We start from the raw sequence: 16,853 nt of genomic DNA on the forward strand, positions 1-16,853 counted from the left end.
CGAAAGTCCCGATGACAACCGATCAACGACAGCCCGGCCCCAGATCTGACGACGCTGCGGGACATCTGCGGCGCGCCACCGGCACCCCATCCGACAAGGAGCACATCATCCAGACCCACCCCACCGCCGACATGTTTCCGATGCTCAGCGCCGACGAGCTGCACGACCTGGCCGAGTCCATCAAGACCGAGGGCCAGCACCAGGCCATCGTCCTGACCGTGCCTGCGAAACGGACGGTCTGACCAGGCCGGCCCTCTGGGAGCCGGCAGTACGAAGGGGAGCGGGGGTTTCGGGGGTTCAGTGGCCGAGGTGGCGCAGGCCCTCTTCGAGGGTGGGGTGGAACCGGTCGACGGGACCGGAGTTGCGGTTGTACCAGGCCGCATCCAGGCCGGGCTCCTTCGTCTCGTGGCCCGCCCGACAACGCAGCCACACCGAGTCGTCGCGCATGCAGAAGACGATCCAGTCCCGATACATGCCGCACCCGGGGCACGTACGGACCTCACCGTCGACGACGAGCGGCTGCAGCCAGCGCATTATCACCCCGGCCACCTCATGGCGCGACGGCGCCCGCAACTCCGGCGGCAGGAAATGAGGCACCACCGTTTCCTCTGCGGCAGGGGCCTGTGTGGTCGCCTCGGGGCAGTCGGGCCACAGTCGTGCGGACTGCAGCCGCAGGAGCAACTCGTGGCCCGCACGCTGGGCTTCACGGAACGCGCGGTCCTCGCGAGTGCGTCGAAAGAACAAGACTCTCTCCTTCTCTGTCATAGGGCAGGCGCGGGGGACGCTCCTCATACGTCTGGCCGGCTGCAACTCGGGGAGATTCGGTGACGGGCCGCACACCAGCAGCTCCTCTGCGGCAGGTGTTGTCAGCTGCGGCGGACGATAGTGAGCCGCCCCTCCGCGATCTCGGGCACAGTGTGGCGAGGCACCGGCACCGGGGAGGCGAGCGAGGAGGCGAACGCGGCGACCAGGTCATGGGGGACGCTGGCGCTGAAGCTGGCGCACCACAGATACGGCGCACCGGGCACGGGCTCCGCCCACGCCTGCCAACCCATCAAATCCGGCCGCGGGTCGGCGTCCTCGATGAGCGGCGGCAGCATCTCCAGAGAGACGCAGGAGGAGAACCCTGGGTCCGTGGCAGTGGTGTGGGGCCGGTCCACGTCGCGGATCCAGCCCCGGACACTGAGCGCGTCGAGGACCGTCTCGGGCTCCTTGAAGGCGACGTCGGGCCCCTCACAGGCGTCGAGCGCCATGAGGAGATCGGCGAGCGCCTCGTAGGAGACGCCGGTGGTGAAGTACGCGTTCCACTCCGGCATCGCGGAGGCGGCATGCGCGCGGGCGCTCAGCTGCCAGGCGACGGGCAGACCGCCCAGCTCGAACGGGTAGGCCGCGAGGATCCACTCGGCGCCACGCAGCCCGTCCGGGCTTACGTACAGAAGGGTGTGACGGGAGGTGGGCCACATGCGCCAGCCGAGGTCGGACAGGATGTCGCCGGTCCGTTCGGCGAGCACACCGTCGTCGCCGGCCAGATGACGCGGGGTGACCCAGTACACCGGGTCCGGCAAGTCCGGTCGGGAGCGGTCGCTGGAGTGGTGCGGGAGCAGGGGCGCCTCCATGAGCTCGTGGGGTAGAAACTGGCCGTCCAGGATCATCGGCATCACTTCGCTGACCAGGTCTTCCGGCAAGGTGTTGGAGGGTGACATGGCTGTACGGCTGTTCGCCAGTCGTTTCGGGATCTTTCCTGTCTGCCTGCGGCGAAATAGTGGAAATATGGACAGGATTGCCCAAAGAGGCGGGCCGCGCCCATCGCAGCTCCGGCGTGTGATCGCCAGCGGCATACGTTGCAGTGGCCCTCGACGGGCGGCCGCCGATGGTACGCAGCGCGGTCAACATCCCGCACTTGATCGACTAGCCTGAGAGTCCTAGCCCTGCCGTTGTCGTAGCCGACAGCGCGCCTTGCGGAAGCTGGTGCACCCCATGGCGCAGACGCGCCCTTGACCAAGGTCTACGAGGACTGTTCCGTTAGGGAAGTTGGGGCGTCGTACTCGGGGGTTGCCTTCGTGACCAGGTCGGTTGGCAGTGCGTGGTGTCTCATCAGCGGCACCAGGGGGGAATCGGCCGCTCCCTCGGCTGCTGGGGCCTCTGTATGAGACTCCGGCGCGGGATCGCGATCGCCGTCGTCGCTGGAGGCGGCGCTGTGACCACCATGCTGGTCGGGCTCGTCACGAACGCCGTGTCCGATGAGTCGCGGTGGCCCGGCTGGCTTGGGTGGTTACAGGAGCACGCCTGGTTCTCGTTCGTCGTGCTGGGCGTGACGATGGCGGGGCTGACGGCCCTGCTCGCCGGACTCTCCGAGACTCGGCCTCCCACCCCTCCGGGGCGACCGGAGGATGGAACGGGGCCGCCGGGGGCAGCCCAGGTGCTGCGTTCGTTGCCGCGCGACACCGCCGCGTTCACCGACCGTGCCGCGGAGCTGGAGCGGCTGGTGGGCTCGGTGCGGGCCTCACAGGAGCGCGGCGAGGGGCTGCCCGTTCACGTGATCGACGGCATGCCCGGCGTCGGGAAGACCACCTTCGCCGTGCACGCCGGCCACCTGCTCTCGGAGCGGTTCCCCGACGGACAGCTCTTCGTGAATCTCAACGGACACACGCCGGGGCGTACTCCGGTACAGGCCGGCGAGGCGCTCGCCTCGCTTCTCGCGGCCGCCGGCGTGCCGACGCAGCAGATTCCCGTCGGTGATGACGTCGGAGCGGTCACGGAGGCCCGGGCCGCCATGTGGCGGAGCAGGTTCGCGGACAAGAAGGCGCTGCTGATTCTCGACAACGCGGCCAGTTACCGGCAGCTGGAGCCGCTGCTCCCCGGTGGGAGCGGGTGCCTGGTGTTGGTGACCAGCCGCAAGCGGCTGGTGGCGAACGAGGAGGTGGTCATGTCGGTGGACGCACTGCCGCCGGATCACGCTGTCGACCTCTTCGTACGGCTCAGTGGGCGACCGGCCGACGCTCTCGGCCGGGATGTGGTGGACCCGTTGGTGCGGCTGTGCGGGTGTCTGCCGCTGGGGGTATCGCTGCTCGCGGCACGGCTGCGGCACCATCCGTCCTGGAGCGCCGAGGACCTGCGCGGGCGGCTGCTGGCGGCGCGGGACCGCCTGGGAGAGCTGCGCGCCGGGGAGCGCGCCGTCACCGCGACGTTCGATCTCTCCTATCGGGATCTCGCGCCGGAGCGGCAGCGCTTCTTCCGGCGGCTCGGGTTCTTCCCCGGCACCGATCTCGACCCGCACGTCGGTGCGGCTCTGGGTGACGTCTCGGTCGTAGCGGCCCGTCTGCACCTCGAGGCGCTCTACGACGACCACCTGATCGACGAACAACCGGGGAGTCGCTACCGGCTGCACGATCTCCTGCGGGACTACGCTCGCGGTCTCGCCGCCGAGGGGGACAGCATGGACCACGCACAGGCCGTACAGCGTGTGTGCGCCTACTACCTGGCCGCTCTCACTGTCGTGAACGGGCACATCGGGCGCAGTGGTGCCGTAGTGCCACCGGCGCCGGACGGCGCCTCGCGGGTGGAGACTCCGCCCCTGGAGTCGCGGGCGGACGCGTTGAGCTGGCTGGAGACCGAGCGGGCCAATATCCTGGCCTGCGTCCGACGGGCGAACGGCCTCGCCCTGTACGACCTCGTGGTCCGGCTCGCCGCCGCCATGGCGCCCTTCCTGCGCCAGGCCGGCCCCTGGGACCAGGCCGTTGGGCTCCATCGGACCGCCGCCGAGGCCGCCCGCCATACCGGCGACCAGAGGGCCCGGGGCGACGCTCTCGCCGAACTCGGCGTCGTACGCCGTTTCATGGCTGCCTACCCACAGGCGATCGAGGCCCTCAACGACGCGGTGACGGCGTACGAAGCGGTCGACGAACGGCGCGGCAAGGCGGAAGCTCTAAACCAGCTCGGCATCGTCTGGTACCTGACCGCGGACAACGAGGACGCGGCCCGCGCCCAGACCGAGGCCCTCGCCCTCTACCGTGAGCTGGGATACCGGCTCGGACAAGCGAACGCGCTCGCCGATCTCGGGATGACGCACCGGCAGATGAGCCGGTTCGACGCGGCAGTGGAGGCGCAGAGCGAGGCCCTGACGATCTACCGAGAACTCGGCGACCGGTACGGGGAAGCGAACTCCCTGCGAGACCTGGGCGTCGTGCACTGCCTCATGGGCGCGTACGACATCGCCGCGCGGCATCACCAGGAAGCGTTCGACATCTACCTGGAGCTGGACGACCGTGTGCACCAGGCTTACGCACTGAACGAGTTGGGCGTCATCCGACGGCTGACCGGAGACATCGAGGCAGCGCGGACGGCACACAGCCAGGCCCTGACGCACTTCACCGAGCTCGGTGAACGGTTCGGCCACGCGACCAGCGTCCGTCACCTTGGCGTCGTGGACCGCATTTCCGGGGATGCGACAGCGGCCATCCGGCTTCTGGAGGAGGCGCTGGACGCCTACCGCGAACTCGGCAGCCGCGGAGGTGAGGCCGCCTCGCTGAGCGAGCTGGGCGTGGCGCGCGGCATCGTCGGTGAGCGCGACGGCGCGACCGAGGCGTTCCAACGCGGTTTGGAGATCCTTCGGGGCCTGGACGACCGGTGCGGCGAGGCAGAGGTACTGAACCACTGGGGGATGCTGTTGTTCACCTCCGATGAACCGACGGCCGCCCGTCGGCACTTCGATCAGGCGCTCACGCTTGCACGGGACATCCAGTGCCCGCTGGAGGAGGCGCGGGCACTGGAGGGCATCGGCCGCTGCGACTGGACGATTGACGGGCCTGGTCACGGCGTGGGCTCGCTGCGAGCCGCCGTGACCGTGTACCGGCGGTTGGGAGTGAGCGCGTCCGTGGACGACATCGAACGGTTGCTGGTGTAGCGGTCCGACTGACGCCGACCATGTGGCCGAATTTCCTGTGCCAGGTGGGTGGTTGAGGATGCTACGTTTCCGGCTGATCTGTCGCTTCAACCCCGTCGCACCGTGCCACCTCCGGCACGTACCTCACGAGGAGCGTTGGATGCCGTCACCCACGTCCGTCACCGAGCCACGCACCATCACGCCCGTCGGCCCGGCGTCCACGGAGCCGACGGTGGCCGGCACCGCCGTCCTGGACCACGTGGCCGCCCGCGTCCGGCAGCGGCTGGAGGCCGAGGAGGGCGCGACGAGCCGGGTCGGTGACGGTGCCCACGCGGCCTCGCTCATCTGGCCCTGGCCGCTGTGAGCACGTCCGCTCGATGACAGAACCCGAAGAACCCGAAGGCCCCGTACCTTTTCAGACGTTCATCCTCAAGGTCGCCAACCGCTGCAACATCGACTGCGACTACTGCTTCGTCTTCAACTCCAAGGACCAGGCGGCGCGGCGCCTGCCCGCCCGAATGGACCTTGCTGTGGCCCGGGCTGCGGCCCGGCGGATCGGTGAGCACGCGTCCGCACACCGCCTTCGGACCATCCACGTCGTCCTGCACGGCGGGGAGCCGCTTCTCGTCGGCGTCGGGCACATGGCCGGTCTGTTGGAGGCCGTCCGGGAGGAGGCGCCGACGGGGACCCGGGTCCTCTTCGAGCTCCAGACCAACGGGACTCTTCTGTCCGGTGCGTGGCTGGACCTCTTCGAGCGGTACGAGGTCGCGGTCGGCGTCAGCCTCGACGGGCCGCCACCTGCGAATGACCGGCACCGGCTGACCCACACTGGGCGGTCGAGCGCCGCCTCCGCCGTGCGCGGCATCGAACTCCTGCGGTCGCGGCCACACCTGTTCGCGGGGCTGCTCGCCGTCGTGGACCTGGCCAACGACCCCGTGGAGGTCCACGACTACCTGGCGGCGTTCGAACCGCCCGTGATCGACTTCGGCCTGCCGCACGCGACCCACGACGACCCGCCGCACCGCTCCGACCCGAGCGTGCCCGAGTACGGGCTGTGGATGAGCAGGGTGTACGACGCCTGGCTCGCCCGGCCCGAGTACCGGCACAGCGTCCGGATGCTGGAGGACATCGTGGCCCTCAGCTCTGGCGTGCGCGGCTCGGTGGAGACGCTCGGCCTGGCCCCGCCCACGAGCGTCGTGATCGAGTCCGACGGCTCCATCGAGGCCGTGGACACCCTGCGGTCGGTCGAGGAGGGTGCCACCTGGCTCGGCCTCGACGTCCTCCGCCACTCCGTCGACGAAGCTCTGTCCCATCCGAAGCTGCTGCACCGGCAGCACGGCAAGGAAGCGCTCGCCGAGCAGTGCCGCGCCTGCCCACTCGTGGACGTGTGCGGCGGTGGCTACCTCCCACACCGCTTCAGCGAAGCCCAGGGCTATCGGAACCCGTCTGTCTACTGCGCGGACCTGGAGTACCTCATCCGACACGTCCAGGGCTCCCTGCGGCAGCACGGCTGGAACCCGTGTGCGCAGGCCGCCTCGTCGCCGTAGACGCGTGTGCCGTACCGCCAGGAGGGGATCACGCGTTGGAACGAACGAGTGCAGCAGCGACCGAAGCAATCGAGGAAGGACAGGAGGCACCGATGACCGTGACGATCCGTCCCGCAGAGAAGCGGGACGTCCCGGCCATGGCCGAGCTGATCGAGGATATCGAGCGGTTCTACGGGGCGACCGACACAGATATCCAGCCGATCGAGGAGCGCCGCCTCCAAGTGGAAGAAGCCCTCTTCGGCGTGCCACCGCTGGCCTCCGCCCTGCTCGTCGAGGACGAGACCGGGGACATCGTTGGCCTCGCCGCCTATTCCTTCCTCTGGCCGGCCGCCGGCTCCTCGCACTCCCTGTTCCTGAAGGAGCTCTACGTCCGCGACACCCTGCGTCGGCAGGGCATCGGAGCTCGCCTCATGGACGAACTCCGCGCTTTGGCCGCCGCGCGCCCCGGGTGCAGCCGGATGGAATGGATGGCTGACCGCGACAACCCAGGCGCACGGGCCTTCTACGAGTCGCGCGGGTTCGCCGAGTCCGAGGGGAAGATTGTTTACCGGGTCGACTCCGGCACCGCGTGAGGGTGGTACAAGACCAGTGGAAGTAGAGCGCTGCGAGGAGTGCGGCAGCAGGATCGTCATCGGGCTCGGATGCGAATGTCCGCCGGGCTCGTCCGCCTTGGCGCCCACGCGTTCCGTAGGCACGTTCGTGAAGAGGGACTGGCGTACTCACCCGGATGACACGATCCTGATCTCCCCGGCTCGGTGCGCGCACAGGCCCGGCTGGTGCGACCACATGACCGAGGACGACGTACGGTCGCCGCGGTGGGGGTGGATCACGAATCCTCCACCTGGGCTTTGGGAGCGGTTGAGCACTGCTTCTCCGGCGACTGCCACCGCGGGCAACCCGAGCCGACGGGCCGTACGGCGGTGCACCGACTGCGAGTTGAACCTCGCGCAGGGCTGATCACAGCGCTCCGCTGCCGCGCTGATCCCGTTTCGTCTCGTGTCGGTGGCGCGGCCGTGACTGCCTACGGCCGCGCCCGCCTGCGTCAGTAGGTGATGACGAGCCGCACGGAGGGCCGGTCGATCACAGCTCCGTGGGGGAGGCCGTTGTCCGGTGTGTCCGCGGGGTAGGCGGTGATCGAGGGTTCGACGGTTCTGGCCGGGCTCCAGGCGCGGATCTGTGCGCAGATCCGCTCGGCGAGATCGGCGCCGGCCGGGCCATAACCGACGGCTCCGAGTCGGAACCGGGGTTCGGCAGCCGGGTCTTCGGCGGTGCGCTCCACGGTGAGGTACGCGATCGAGTCGCCCTCGACAAGGGCGGGGCTCAGGGCGGGTGAGGCGGGGCGGTGAAGGTCGGCCTCCATCGCCGCAGGTTTCGCTGTGATACGGCAGGTCGCTCGCTCTGTGGCGCTCAGGCGAAGCCAGACGCCGTCGAAGGACTCGACGGGGCCGACCGTCGTGTCGGTCCAGACGACCGATTTCGGCTGGGTGAGGGCGTCGCGCAGGAGTTCTGGGGCGATGGGTTGGTCCTCGTCCCAGTAGAGCCTGACGAGCCGGTCGTCGTCGATGTAGTCGTTCCGCTCTCCGTCCTGGCCGATCACCGGGAGGAAGCCACACATCTTCACGGAGTCGGACGTCATCCGGTCCTTCTCGCGTCGGAACGCCACGGACCGCGACAGCCCGCGCCATCGCAGAGGGACCACGAGGCGTCCGCCGACGGCGAGCTGGTCCCACCAGGCTCCGGGAAGGTCCCACATGCCGACGGCGGCGATCATGCGGTCGTAGGGGCTGAACTCCTCGGCGCCGAGGGCACCGTCCCTGGTGACCACGCGAACGTCGTCGCATCCGTTCGCGTCCAGCATGCGGCGGGCGTAGGCCGTCACGTCGGGGTCGATGTCGCACGTGGTGACGTGTCCCGACGGTCCGGCGAGGTGTTTGAGCAGGGCGGCGTTGTAGCCGGTGCCGGCCCCGATCTCGAAGACGTTGTCGCCTTCACGGACTGCGAGTTGGACCAGCATGAAGTGCACGACGTCGGGCTGGGAGGCGCAGCTCAGCGGGAGTGCGTCCTCGTCGGGGTTCTCCTTGATCGTCACGCTCTTGTTGGCGTACGCCTCCTGGAGGGGCGCGTCTGGGAGGAAGGCGTGGCGGGGTACGGTCCGCATGGCGGTCTCGACGCGTGCGTCGCGGAGGCCGGAGGGGTCCTGTTTCAGGATGGCGTCGACCAGGCGGTTGCGCAGGTCCTCGGGAGAGGCGCCGGTGTCCGTGTTCATCGCGTCCTTTCGGAAGGTGCCCGGCCGTGCGTACGGCGAGGGCAGATCGTACTCATGTGCTCTGGTGGGCGGGGTGCGGTTCGCGACGTCATCCCGCGAGGAGCATGCAGCGGTCCCAGGGAACGGTGAGCGCCGTGTTGACGGGGGCGGTGAGACGGACCAGGTGGATGCCTGCCGTGCCGTCCATGAGACCGGCTCCGTGCGGTAGTCCGCTCTGGTCCAGGTGCTCGTCGAGCCGGGCGTGCAGGTCGGGCAGACGCGCCGCGAGTTCGTCGTCGATGGCGTCGGCGGCGGCACGGGAGACGGTCTGTATGAGTCCCGCCCAGCCGTGGCAGAGGGACGCGTCGGTGAGCTGGGCGAGCTGCCGGTCGTCAGCCAGACATCCGGCGAGGGCTTGTTCGGCCTGGTGTTGCCGGTCGCGGTCGCCGAGGGCAATGCCGGCGAGTTGTTGGGCGCGGGCGATGCCGGGGGTGCCGTAGCACCAGGACGGGCGTGCCGGTCCTGGGCTCTGGAGCTTGCCGCGTCGGTGTTCGTCTCGGGTGATCAGGCCCGGCCACCAGGTGTACGAGCCGGTACCGGTGCGCCAGTGGTCGAGCCAGTCGCAGATCCGGGTGATGGCCTGCGTCTGTCCTGACACCGTGTGGCCGTGGCGCAGGGCCGTGGCCAGCAGCGCGAGCGGTCCGGCGATGCCGTGGGCGAGGCCGAGGTTGCCGTGTCCGCCGGGCCATCGTGGCGATGGGCGCAGATCGGGGCTGTCGCTGGTCCACCAGCCGGGCAGGGGTTGCGCGTCGAGGGTGATCGGTTCGGTCAGTCGCACCAGGTAGGCGAGGGTGTCTCGCAGTTCCGTCTTGTGGCCGCGGTGCAGGTGGTACGCGCCCAGCCCGGTCAGTCCGCTGATGAGGTCGTACTCGCCCATCGTGGGCAGCGCGCTGCGGTCGATGCGGGCGTGTGCCTGCCCGAGGCGGTGGCGCGTGACGTCGGCGACGTGTCTGTCCAGGGTCGCCAGGGCGCGTGCGGCGGTGTTCGTGTGCGAGAAGCTGAGGACGTAGGCAACGGCTGCGGCGCCCTCGTACAGTCCGCATGCTTCGGGGGTGGCCTGGATCGGGCCCTTGACCATGGCGGCGGCCCACGGCCGGAGCGCGTCCCGGTCTTCATCGTCGGCGCGGGCCCTGACGGCATGCAGCAGTGCGACTCCCGCCGCGCCGGAGTACAGCGACTGTCCCCAGCCGGGCCTGGTGGGTGTCGGCAGTGCGTCGTTGTTCATCAGCGGCTCTCTCCCGGCCAGGCGGCCCACGCGACGGCGGACTGACGCGCCAGGTGTCGGCAGATCCTCTCGTCCTCTCGGTCCAGGCCGCGCAGGCGGTTGTGGTGCATGTGGAGGAGAGACTCCAGGACGGAGTCGAGGTCCATGCTCTCGGCGATGCGCTCGCAGTACAGCGCCAGGGCCACGGCGCGGCGGTGCCAAGCCTGGGCGAGCGCGTCGCCCCAGCCGCGGGCGCGAGGCGTCGTGCGGCGAACGAGGTCGATGGCTTGGTCGCTGACGCCTCGCTCGACATGGGCGGGAGGCGCGGGGCGGTTCGTCAGCCATCGCATGCCCTCGTCGGGGCCCAGCAGGGCGCAGGCGATGTCCACCATGCCGACCGCCACCAGCGCGCGTCCGTCGATGGGGTCGGCTCCCAGGCCCTGCAGGGCGGCGAGGGCGTAGGCCGAGTCGGCCGTGAACACCGCCTCGGCACCCCGCAGGGCGGCGGCGGGGCCGTAGCGGCCGATCTCCGGGGTGTACGTGTCGAACACGAGCCTGCTGGTGAGTCCCTCGCGGCATAGTCCGGTGGCCCATCGGGCGACCAGCTCGGTGTAGGCGGTGTGCTGCCCGGGGCTGCGGGTGCGGATGCGCAGGCGCAGGTGGTCGAGGTCGTGCGGGGTGCGGTAGCGGACAAACCACCACTCGGGTGCGTCCGGCAGCTGGACCACGAGCCGCGCGAGGTGGGTGCCGATCAGCTCCTCGAACTGGTCGGGGTGGGTGTAGATCTTGGCGTTCAGCCAGGGTGCCTGCGCCGCCCCCGGTACGGGTCCGAGGGTGCCGTTGGTGAGAACGGGCAGGAAGCCGGAGAGCGGGTCGGGGGCCGGCGGGCGGGTGCTGGTCATCGGCAGGGCGATCTCGTGGACGTGGCCGCCGATCCAGCCGTAGCTCTCCTCGGGCGGCGCCTCGGTGAGCACGGCTTGGCCTTCCCGGTCCAGGTGGGCGCGCAGGATTACGGCGTGGGCTGGCACGTCGAGCTGCAGCCGCCGTGTCCGGTCGTCCTCCCGCAGCTCGACGGCCCCGTGGCAGTGCCACAGTTTCCGCCACCGGCCGAGGGCGTCCGCCCACTCCCGTGCGTCCGCACCACGGCCCGGCAGCGCCTCGGCGGTCAGGTTCCAGCGGCTGGGAGAGAGGATCACGCGCCCGTGGCGCACGCGCGGCAGGAACGGCAGCCGTGCGCCATGCGGCCCCCAGTCGAAGCCGGTCCAGGCGGGGCCGAAGGCGCGGGTCAAGTGAGCGAGGAACCGGGCCAGGGGCGGGGGTTGCTTGTCCAGGGCCATGGCGTGGAAGACCTGCGGGTCTACCACGCGGCGGCGGGAGATGCTGACCAGGTAGAGGCGGGTGTGCGTGGCCGTGACCGCGAGGTCGTCGACGTCGATGAACGTCGGATCGTTGTCGTCGGGGCCGCGGTGCTCGCCCAACGGGATCACGTGCGGGAGATACGCGGGGACGCGGGCGACGTTCTCTGTGTGCGGGTACAGCGGCGGGAAGGACAGCTGCGCGGTCAGCGCGTTCTCGACGCCCGCGGGGACTTGGCGGTAGATCTCGTCCAGTCCCGTGCCGGTGGCGACCGGAGTGAACCGGGAGGTGAGCGTTCCCGCGGAGCGGGCCGGTGTCACCGTAAGCGTGAAGTTCCCGCGTTCCAGGGCGGACAGGCTGTCGGCGTGCAGGCGCGCGCACATCTCCACGTGGGGCGGTGCCGCCTGCCCGGTCGGCTCGTCGTCGGCCAGGTGGTCGATCAGGTCGTCGGTGAGGACGATCTCCCCGCTGCCGTCGGCCAGTGTCTGCCAGGCCAGTGCCAGTAGCCGCTCGTCACGCTCGGAGAGCGCCGGTGGCGGCGCGGTCATGCGGCTGCCGGGGTACTCGGCCGGGTAGCCGAGCCCGGCCGCCGGGTCGACGACCTCCTTGACAGGCACGAGCGTGCCGGTGCCGTACCGCTCCCAGAACGCGACCTGGTACTCCTTCCACACGCCCTGGCCCGTCGGCCGACGCGTCAACCGCAGCAGCACATCGGCCGCCCTCTCCATCTCCTGCGCGACGCTCTCGGGGATGCGCGCCTCCGCGTCCAGCAGCAGATCGACAGCCAGAGGGCTTCGGCCCGCTTCGGAGAGCCGACGCAACTGCGCTGTCAACGCCTGCCGTTGCGGCTCCTGGCGGTTCGCAGGCAGTCGGTTGTGCTCGTGTACGGCGCGTTGCACCGCTTCGAGCTCGTGCAGAACCTGTGCGACTTCGGGGACCGTGCCCGCGTCAGCGCCGTGCAGCCGCTCGATCAGGTGGGAGAGCGGATCGCTGTCGGTCATTGGCGCCCGCAGGCTGGTGATCAGGAACTTCTCGCGTACCAACGCGCCGAGCAGTGCGCCGATGGCCTTCGGCTTGGTTCGGGCAAAGGAGGCGGCCAACAGCTCGGCGAGGGCGGCGAAGCGGACCGGCCGACGTGCGAGGCCCTCGATCACACGGACCGCGCTGGTGCGCCGGACGGTGGCGCCCATCGGTCCGCCGTGCGGGACGTGCAGGCGTCCGCCGCGACGCACCGCCAAGTTGTTCAGGACCACGTCCAGGCGCTCCAGCAGGTCGGGGCACCCCTCCAGACGGACGATGACGTCGTCCAGCCACTCGGTGTCTACCCGCGCCACGGCCCGGTGCGCGTCTCCCCACCTCGTGTACGGCGTGGAGCCCACGCTGACCGGGGCCACTCCTGCGAAGAGGCCGAACGGAGTCGGTCGCCCGGCGGCGCGCAGCACGTAGCGGACGGTGGCCATGGCGGCGCGCCGGACCTGCTTGGGGCGTGCCGACTGTCCGGCGCAGATCGCGTCGACGCGCGTGGCGAGATCGCCACTCGCCTGCCGGACCGCGTCGGCGAACCGCACGTCGGCCCACACCTGCTTCAGCCACCTGCCGCACGCCTCCGTGTCGGACGGATCGGGCCACCATCCCGGGAGATCCGTCAACGGCATCGCGGCGGCCCGGAGCAGGGCCACGCCTGTGTGCTGGTAGAGCTTTCCGTCGCTTCCCATTTCCAGTGCCTCCGCCATCAGTGCTGTGAACGGGCGGGGTCGGGAGCGGCAGCGCCCCCGACCCCGTGCACGAGCGCCGTCAGACGGCGCTCGTGCAGGACGAGGCGCAGGACGGCTTGCACCCGTCACCGGTGCCGCACGCCTTGGGAAGCAGGTCGGCGTCGACCTCCGTGACGATGGTCAGGTCGATGTCGAACGGGTCGGCGGGCACCTCGGGGACGGCCGTCGCGGTGGACGACTCGGTGGTGGTCTTCGTGATCGGGCTGAGCGTGGTGACGGTCATGGCACTTCCTCTTCTGTCGGAAGGATCCGAACGGTTCGTCGTGCTGCCCGGCCGGCGCGTGGCATCGCCGCGCGGCCAGGTCCTGCGTTCGCACCCTGCGGTGCGACCCCTCTCCGGACTGACCGGATTCCGTGGGGGAAATGGATTCGGAGCATCCGGAGAGGGGAGCCGAGGACACGGGCCGGAGCTACAGGAGCTGGCCCGTGTAGAGCATGGTCAAAGTGGTGCCGGTCACCAGGACGGGCAGGAGGAGCACCTGGAAGGCGCCGAAGCCGAACCGGCCGACGTACTTCGCCGGATGCCGCAGCACCCATCCGACCTGGCCCAGCAGCTGCCGGAGAAACCCCTGCCGCATAGTGGTCATCACGCCGCCGACCGCCGGAGGTCCGTGGAGTCGGCGGCGTCGACGACCGCCCACGGCGTCGTGATCAGCGCCCCGGTCCGAGCCTGCCAGGCAGCGAGGTTCGCCCTGTCCTCCTCCAGATGGCCCAGCATCACGAGCAGAGGGGTGACGATCCCGGCCGCCCTCCCCTGCTCAACCGCGGCCAAAGCGTTGTGCCAGCCCTCACACAGGGCGCGGCTCTCGAACGGTGCCGCCCGGTCGACGTACGTCTCGACCGCCTCCCAGCCGGCATCGGCCACGTACCGCCGTGCGCTGGCCACGCTGTGGTCGGCGACCTCACCGAGCGACGCGGGCAGGCAGGCGTACAACACCAGGTGCGTGCCCGGGGGCACCTCGTGTGGTGCGGTCTGCCTCGCACTGCCGCTCATTCCGCGTTACCTCCAGCCAGGTGAGCCGAGACGCCAAGGACCGGCGCCTCGACGAAGAGCCTCGCCGGGTGCGGTCGGCGGCGGTACGCCGTCAGCACGCCGTTCGTCCGCCGTCCGGCGGCGCGCGAAGAGGCGGAGCCGCGGCGTACCGCCGCGGCTCAGGCGTGGCGAGGCTGATCGGTCCAGTACCAAGCGGAAACGAGAAGCGGCGATGGACGCGGTGGACGAAGAGCGCCTCTGCAGGCGGACGCCAGCACGGCGTCATTGGGTGAAGCTGGCCGATTGCCCCGAGCCTTCGGGCCTCGCGCGCAGACACGTACGAGAGTTCCTCGAGGGACGTGCCGCGCCGGAGCGGGTCGACGACGCCGTTCTGATCGCCTCGGAGCTCGTGGGCAACGCCCTCAGGCACACGGCCGGCGGACCGGACTGCCTGTGTGTGGAGGTCTACCGGGACGTGGCGGTACTGCGGGTCCATGACGCGGGACGGGATGTCTCCAGGGTCCGGGCACGCTCCGCGGAGGAGTCGGTGAAGGAGTTGACGGGCAGTGGTCTCGGACTGCTGCTCGTCGGGGAGTTGGCGTCCGCGTGGTCCGCCCGGCCGACCGCGATCGGCAAGGAAGTGGTCGTAATTCTCGCCCTGGACGCCAGCGGGCTACCCGAGCGCGACGTTCCTCCGCACATCCCAGCGGTACGTCCGCCCCTCACGGCGGAGTTCCACCAACTGGACGGCGGACACGGAGAGTTCGACAGCCGGTAGAGCGCGAAGCCCTGAGACCGTCTCCACAACGGGCGCGGCGGGGCGCCGGCAGTTGTTGTACGCGAGGCTCAGGTGCGGCCGGAATGCGGACGTCGGCTTCTTCGGGGCCAGACCGACGCTGCTCCCTGCTTCGGCCAGCGCGTGGTGCAGCCGGAGCAGGGGTTCCCAGGGGCCGAGGGACAGGCGGACGGCGCCGCGGGAGCCGGCCAGCGGCATGGCGCGTACGGAGAACGCGGAGGGCAGCAACGCCTCGGCGTCCCGCGCCAGGCTGTCCAGCTGGCCCGCGGTGACGACGCCCGGCGTTCCCACTCGGGCGAGGGTGATGTGCAATCCGTCCGCCGGCACCGGGTCGAGGCCGAGGGGTGCCAGCTCCTCCTGGCAGTGCCCGGCGAGAGTCGCCAGCCGCTGATCATCCGGGAAGGTCAGCATCCAGTAGTACGCCCGGCTGCCGTCCGACCAGCCGGGGCGTGCCCAGTGGTCGGTCATCTCGTCGAGTGCGCTGAACGCCGCCCAGTCGTGGGCAGCGGTGACCGCCGGATCATGCGTGTCGGCCGGAGGCTCGGCGGGGAACGCGGCGGGATCGGCGCTGAGCAGGGGCACCCGACGTACTCCTTCGGCTTCACACTGCCCCGGAGTACGACGTCCCCCTCGGCGCCTACGACGCGGATGACGCCACGGCCAGGGCCGCTGGCTGCGAGCTCCAGGTCCGGAACTCGTCGCCATAATCGCGTACCGCCGGGTGATCACGCCACGGCCCGGCCTGCTCGTGCAGGTCGCGGGAGCGTTGGTAGACGGAGCTGATCGGTGTGTCTCCGCACAACCGCAGGGCCTCACGGCCCAATGCCATCGCGTGGTCGACGTCGGGCGTGCGCTGCTGCAGCAGCGCGGTGGCGACGTCGAGGCGTACGAGCGAACGGCTCCAGGAGGAGGGCGAGTGCTCCACCAGATCGTCGATGTGCTCGGCGTCGCGCAGTACCTGGGCCGTGTTGCGCAGCGCGACGTGTGATGTGACGGCGTTGGCCAGCGTCCTGGCCCGTCCGTACGGCTCGAAGGAGATGCAGGAGGTCAGACCGACGGGCACCTCGTGGAGGTCGGAGAGGCGGAGTGCCTGTCCGATGGTCTGCTCGACGGCACGCCGGTCGCCGGTCTTGCCGAGGGCCCGGGCCCGGCCGTTGGCGAGCAGGCGGATGCACTGGGCGTGGCGCGGGGCTCGCTCGACGGCCGCGGCGGCGCAGGCGTCCGCCTCGTCGTACCGGCCGGCGTAGTAGAGGCTGAAGGAGAGGGTGCCGCACGCCCAGAGGTCGGTGTCCAGGTCGCCGATCTCACGGCTGAGTTCCCGGGCTTCGGTGCAGTACGCCTCCGAGAGCGCGAAGTCGCCCGTGTTCACCGCCATGTAGCCGAGCAGGCCGGAGGCGCGGGCGGCGACGCGGAAGAGCTCCCGGCGCGTGCGTGGGGGCTGGCGGCCGTCGAGGAGGGTGTGGGCGAGCTGCCGCACCTGGCGGGCCTGGGGGCGGAGGACGTACGGCCCGTCCTGTTCGTACCGGCTGGCGATGCCCTCCAGGGAGGAGTCGAGGAAGGCGAGCGTCGCGTCGTCGGCGTTGCTGGCCGTGAGCTGCCGGGTCCGGGTGACGATGTCCAGCGGGTTCTCGTCGTCCTCGCGTGGCGGAGCAGGACTCGTCACCTGCTGGCGCGTGCGCGGTTCCTCGACGCCGTCGTGCGCGGAGTCGCCGTCGTCCCCCGTGGAGAACAGCTCGGACACGGGTCTGCCCAGCATGTGCTCCAGCACTCGGCAGGCGTCAGGACGGGGCAGGGTCAGCAACTCTCCGCCGTACCAGCGGTCGAACTGGCGTGGGGAGACCTGGAGGGACGCCAGGCGGGGGTCTCGGTCGAGCTCTGCTAGCCGGGCGGCGGCCCGCTCGTACTGGGCGGCGAAAGCCTCGTGCGTCGTCAGGTGCCGTTGCTGGAGCAGCTGCCGGAGCAGCGTTGTCCGTGGCATGGCCCACCCTCCTGGTACGGCGTGCAGAACCGACGCG

The 16,853-nt window shown here is 70.5% G+C and carries 16 protein-coding genes; 6 read left to right on the forward strand and 10 right to left on the reverse strand.

Annotation, left to right across the window (positions count from 1 at the left end; all coding sequences use genetic code 11):
• Positions 1 to 11: 11 nt before the first annotated feature.
• Positions 12 to 242 carry a hypothetical protein gene (locus tag QA802_RS22505; RefSeq protein WP_334525650.1) on the forward strand — a complete coding sequence of 77 codons (231 nt, stop codon included), beginning with the start codon at positions 12 to 14 and terminating at the stop codon, positions 240 to 242.
• A 55-nt stretch (positions 243 to 297) separates the two neighbouring features.
• On the opposite strand, the gene QA802_RS22510 is transcribed toward QA802_RS22505, so the two are convergent.
• Both QA802_RS22510 and QA802_RS22515 read right to left on the reverse strand, forming a co-directional pair.
• Positions 298 to 744, reverse strand: coding sequence for a hypothetical protein (locus QA802_RS22510; protein ID WP_334525653.1), 447 nt, complete (start codon positions 742 to 744; stop codon positions 298 to 300).
• A 122-nt stretch (positions 745 to 866) separates the two neighbouring features.
• On the reverse strand, positions 867 to 1,616 hold the full coding sequence (locus QA802_RS22515; protein WP_443042289.1) for an SPDY domain-containing protein: 750 nt from the start codon (positions 1,614 to 1,616) through the stop codon (positions 867 to 869).
• Positions 1,617 to 2,146: 530 nt separating this feature from the next.
• Between QA802_RS22515 and haaT the strand changes: the two genes are divergently transcribed.
• From haaT to haaN, 4 genes are all read left to right on the forward strand, one after another.
• Positions 2,147 to 4,903 (forward strand): cyclophane-containing RiPP biosynthesis TPR protein HaaT, encoded by a 2,757-nt coding sequence (gene haaT / locus QA802_RS22520; RefSeq protein WP_334525656.1) that lies wholly within the window; start codon positions 2,147 to 2,149, stop codon positions 4,901 to 4,903.
• 139 nt (positions 4,904 to 5,042) lie between these two features.
• The gene (haaA, locus tag QA802_RS22525) at positions 5,043 to 5,246 is read left to right on the forward strand and encodes a HaaA family cyclophane-containing RiPP peptide (RefSeq protein WP_334525659.1); all 204 of its coding nucleotides are present in this window, start codon (positions 5,043 to 5,045) and stop codon (positions 5,244 to 5,246) included.
• A gap of 13 nt (positions 5,247 to 5,259) precedes the next feature.
• Positions 5,260 to 6,429 (forward strand): FxsB family cyclophane-forming radical SAM/SPASM peptide maturase, encoded by a 1,170-nt coding sequence (locus tag QA802_RS22530; protein ID WP_334525662.1) that lies wholly within the window; start codon positions 5,260 to 5,262, stop codon positions 6,427 to 6,429.
• Between the two features lie 92 nt (positions 6,430 to 6,521).
• Positions 6,522 to 7,001 (forward strand): cyclophane-containing RiPP N-acetyltransferase HaaN, encoded by a 480-nt coding sequence (gene haaN, locus QA802_RS22535; protein ID WP_334525665.1) that lies wholly within the window; start codon positions 6,522 to 6,524, stop codon positions 6,999 to 7,001.
• Positions 7,002 to 7,471: 470 nt separating this feature from the next.
• On the opposite strand, the gene fxlM is transcribed toward haaN, so the two are convergent.
• From fxlM to QA802_RS22565, 6 genes are all read right to left on the reverse strand, one after another.
• Complete coding sequence (gene fxlM / locus QA802_RS22540) at positions 7,472 to 8,695, reverse strand: methyltransferase, FxLD system (protein ID WP_334525668.1); 1,224 nt, start codon at positions 8,693 to 8,695, stop codon at positions 7,472 to 7,474.
• A gap of 88 nt (positions 8,696 to 8,783) precedes the next feature.
• Positions 8,784 to 9,959 (reverse strand): lanthionine synthetase C family protein, encoded by a 1,176-nt coding sequence (locus QA802_RS22545; RefSeq protein WP_334525671.1) that lies wholly within the window; start codon positions 9,957 to 9,959, stop codon positions 8,784 to 8,786.
• The gene (locus QA802_RS22550) at positions 9,959 to 13,009 is read right to left on the reverse strand and encodes a lantibiotic dehydratase (protein ID WP_334525674.1); all 3,051 of its coding nucleotides are present in this window, start codon (positions 13,007 to 13,009) and stop codon (positions 9,959 to 9,961) included. The genes QA802_RS22545 and QA802_RS22550 overlap by 1 nt, the downstream gene beginning before the upstream one ends.
• Before the next feature lie 79 nt (positions 13,010 to 13,088).
• Complete coding sequence (locus tag QA802_RS22555; RefSeq protein ID WP_334525677.1) at positions 13,089 to 13,292, reverse strand: FxLD family lanthipeptide; 204 nt, start codon at positions 13,290 to 13,292, stop codon at positions 13,089 to 13,091.
• A gap of 187 nt (positions 13,293 to 13,479) precedes the next feature.
• Positions 13,480 to 13,656, reverse strand: coding sequence for a hypothetical protein (locus tag QA802_RS22560; RefSeq protein WP_334525680.1), 177 nt, complete (start codon positions 13,654 to 13,656; stop codon positions 13,480 to 13,482).
• Positions 13,656 to 14,063 carry a hypothetical protein gene (locus QA802_RS22565; protein ID WP_334525683.1) on the reverse strand — a complete coding sequence of 136 codons (408 nt, stop codon included), beginning with the start codon at positions 14,061 to 14,063 and terminating at the stop codon, positions 13,656 to 13,658. The genes QA802_RS22560 and QA802_RS22565 overlap by 1 nt, the downstream gene beginning before the upstream one ends.
• 268 nt (positions 14,064 to 14,331) lie before the next feature.
• Here QA802_RS22565 and QA802_RS22570 point away from each other — a divergent pair, with 268 nt between their 5' ends.
• A complete protein-coding gene (locus tag QA802_RS22570) occupies positions 14,332 to 14,820 on the forward strand; it encodes an ATP-binding protein (protein ID WP_334525686.1) in 489 nt (162 codons plus the stop codon).
• Here the strand turns inward: QA802_RS22570 and QA802_RS22575 are convergent.
• Together QA802_RS22575 and QA802_RS22580 are read right to left on the reverse strand one after the other, a co-directional pair.
• Positions 14,716 to 15,420, reverse strand: coding sequence for a 2'-5' RNA ligase family protein (locus QA802_RS22575; protein ID WP_334525688.1), 705 nt, complete (start codon positions 15,418 to 15,420; stop codon positions 14,716 to 14,718). The two genes, QA802_RS22570 and QA802_RS22575, sit on opposite strands and share 105 nt — an antisense overlap.
• Before the next feature lie 55 nt (positions 15,421 to 15,475).
• Positions 15,476 to 16,816: an NsdA family TPR-like regulatory protein gene (locus QA802_RS22580; protein ID WP_334525690.1), complete on the reverse strand. Its 1,341-nt coding sequence runs from the start codon at positions 16,814 to 16,816 to the stop codon at positions 15,476 to 15,478.
• Positions 16,817 to 16,853 lie beyond the last annotated feature (37 nt).

Origin of the sequence: Streptomyces sp. B21-105, from assembly GCF_036898465.1 — a bacterium.
Classification (GTDB): Bacteria; Actinomycetota; Actinomycetes; order Streptomycetales; family Streptomycetaceae; genus Streptomyces.

What these genes read in the sequence shown, in the direction of transcription:
- QA802_RS22560 (WP_334525680.1), bottom strand. Translation starts at nt 13,656, where the DNA reads ATGACCACTATGCGGCAGGGGTTTCTCCGGCAGCTGCTGGGCCAGGTC.
- QA802_RS22505 (WP_334525650.1), top strand. Translation starts at nt 12, where the DNA reads ATGACAACCGATCAACGACAGCCCGGCCCCAGATCTGACGACGCTGCG.
- haaT (WP_334525656.1), top strand. Translation starts at nt 2,147, where the DNA reads ATGAGACTCCGGCGCGGGATCGCGATCGCCGTCGTCGCTGGAGGCGGC.
- fxlM (WP_334525668.1), bottom strand. Translation starts at nt 8,695, where the DNA reads ATGAACACGGACACCGGCGCCTCTCCCGAGGACCTGCGCAACCGCCTG.
- QA802_RS22530 (WP_334525662.1), top strand. Translation starts at nt 5,260, where the DNA reads ATGACAGAACCCGAAGAACCCGAAGGCCCCGTACCTTTTCAGACGTTC.
- QA802_RS22550 (WP_334525674.1), bottom strand. Translation starts at nt 13,009, where the DNA reads ATGGGAAGCGACGGAAAGCTCTACCAGCACACAGGCGTGGCCCTGCTC.
- QA802_RS22545 (WP_334525671.1), bottom strand. Translation starts at nt 9,959, where the DNA reads ATGAACAACGACGCACTGCCGACACCCACCAGGCCCGGCTGGGGACAG.
- haaN (WP_334525665.1), top strand. Translation starts at nt 6,522, where the DNA reads ATGACCGTGACGATCCGTCCCGCAGAGAAGCGGGACGTCCCGGCCATG.
- QA802_RS22515 (WP_443042289.1), bottom strand. Translation starts at nt 1,616, where the DNA reads ATGGAGGCGCCCCTGCTCCCGCACCACTCCAGCGACCGCTCCCGACCG.
- haaA (WP_334525659.1), top strand. Translation starts at nt 5,043, where the DNA reads ATGCCGTCACCCACGTCCGTCACCGAGCCACGCACCATCACGCCCGTC.
- QA802_RS22580 (WP_334525690.1), bottom strand. Translation starts at nt 16,816, where the DNA reads ATGCCACGGACAACGCTGCTCCGGCAGCTGCTCCAGCAACGGCACCTG.
- QA802_RS22565 (WP_334525683.1), bottom strand. Translation starts at nt 14,063, where the DNA reads ATGAGCGGCAGTGCGAGGCAGACCGCACCACACGAGGTGCCCCCGGGC.
- QA802_RS22555 (WP_334525677.1), bottom strand. Translation starts at nt 13,292, where the DNA reads ATGACCGTCACCACGCTCAGCCCGATCACGAAGACCACCACCGAGTCG.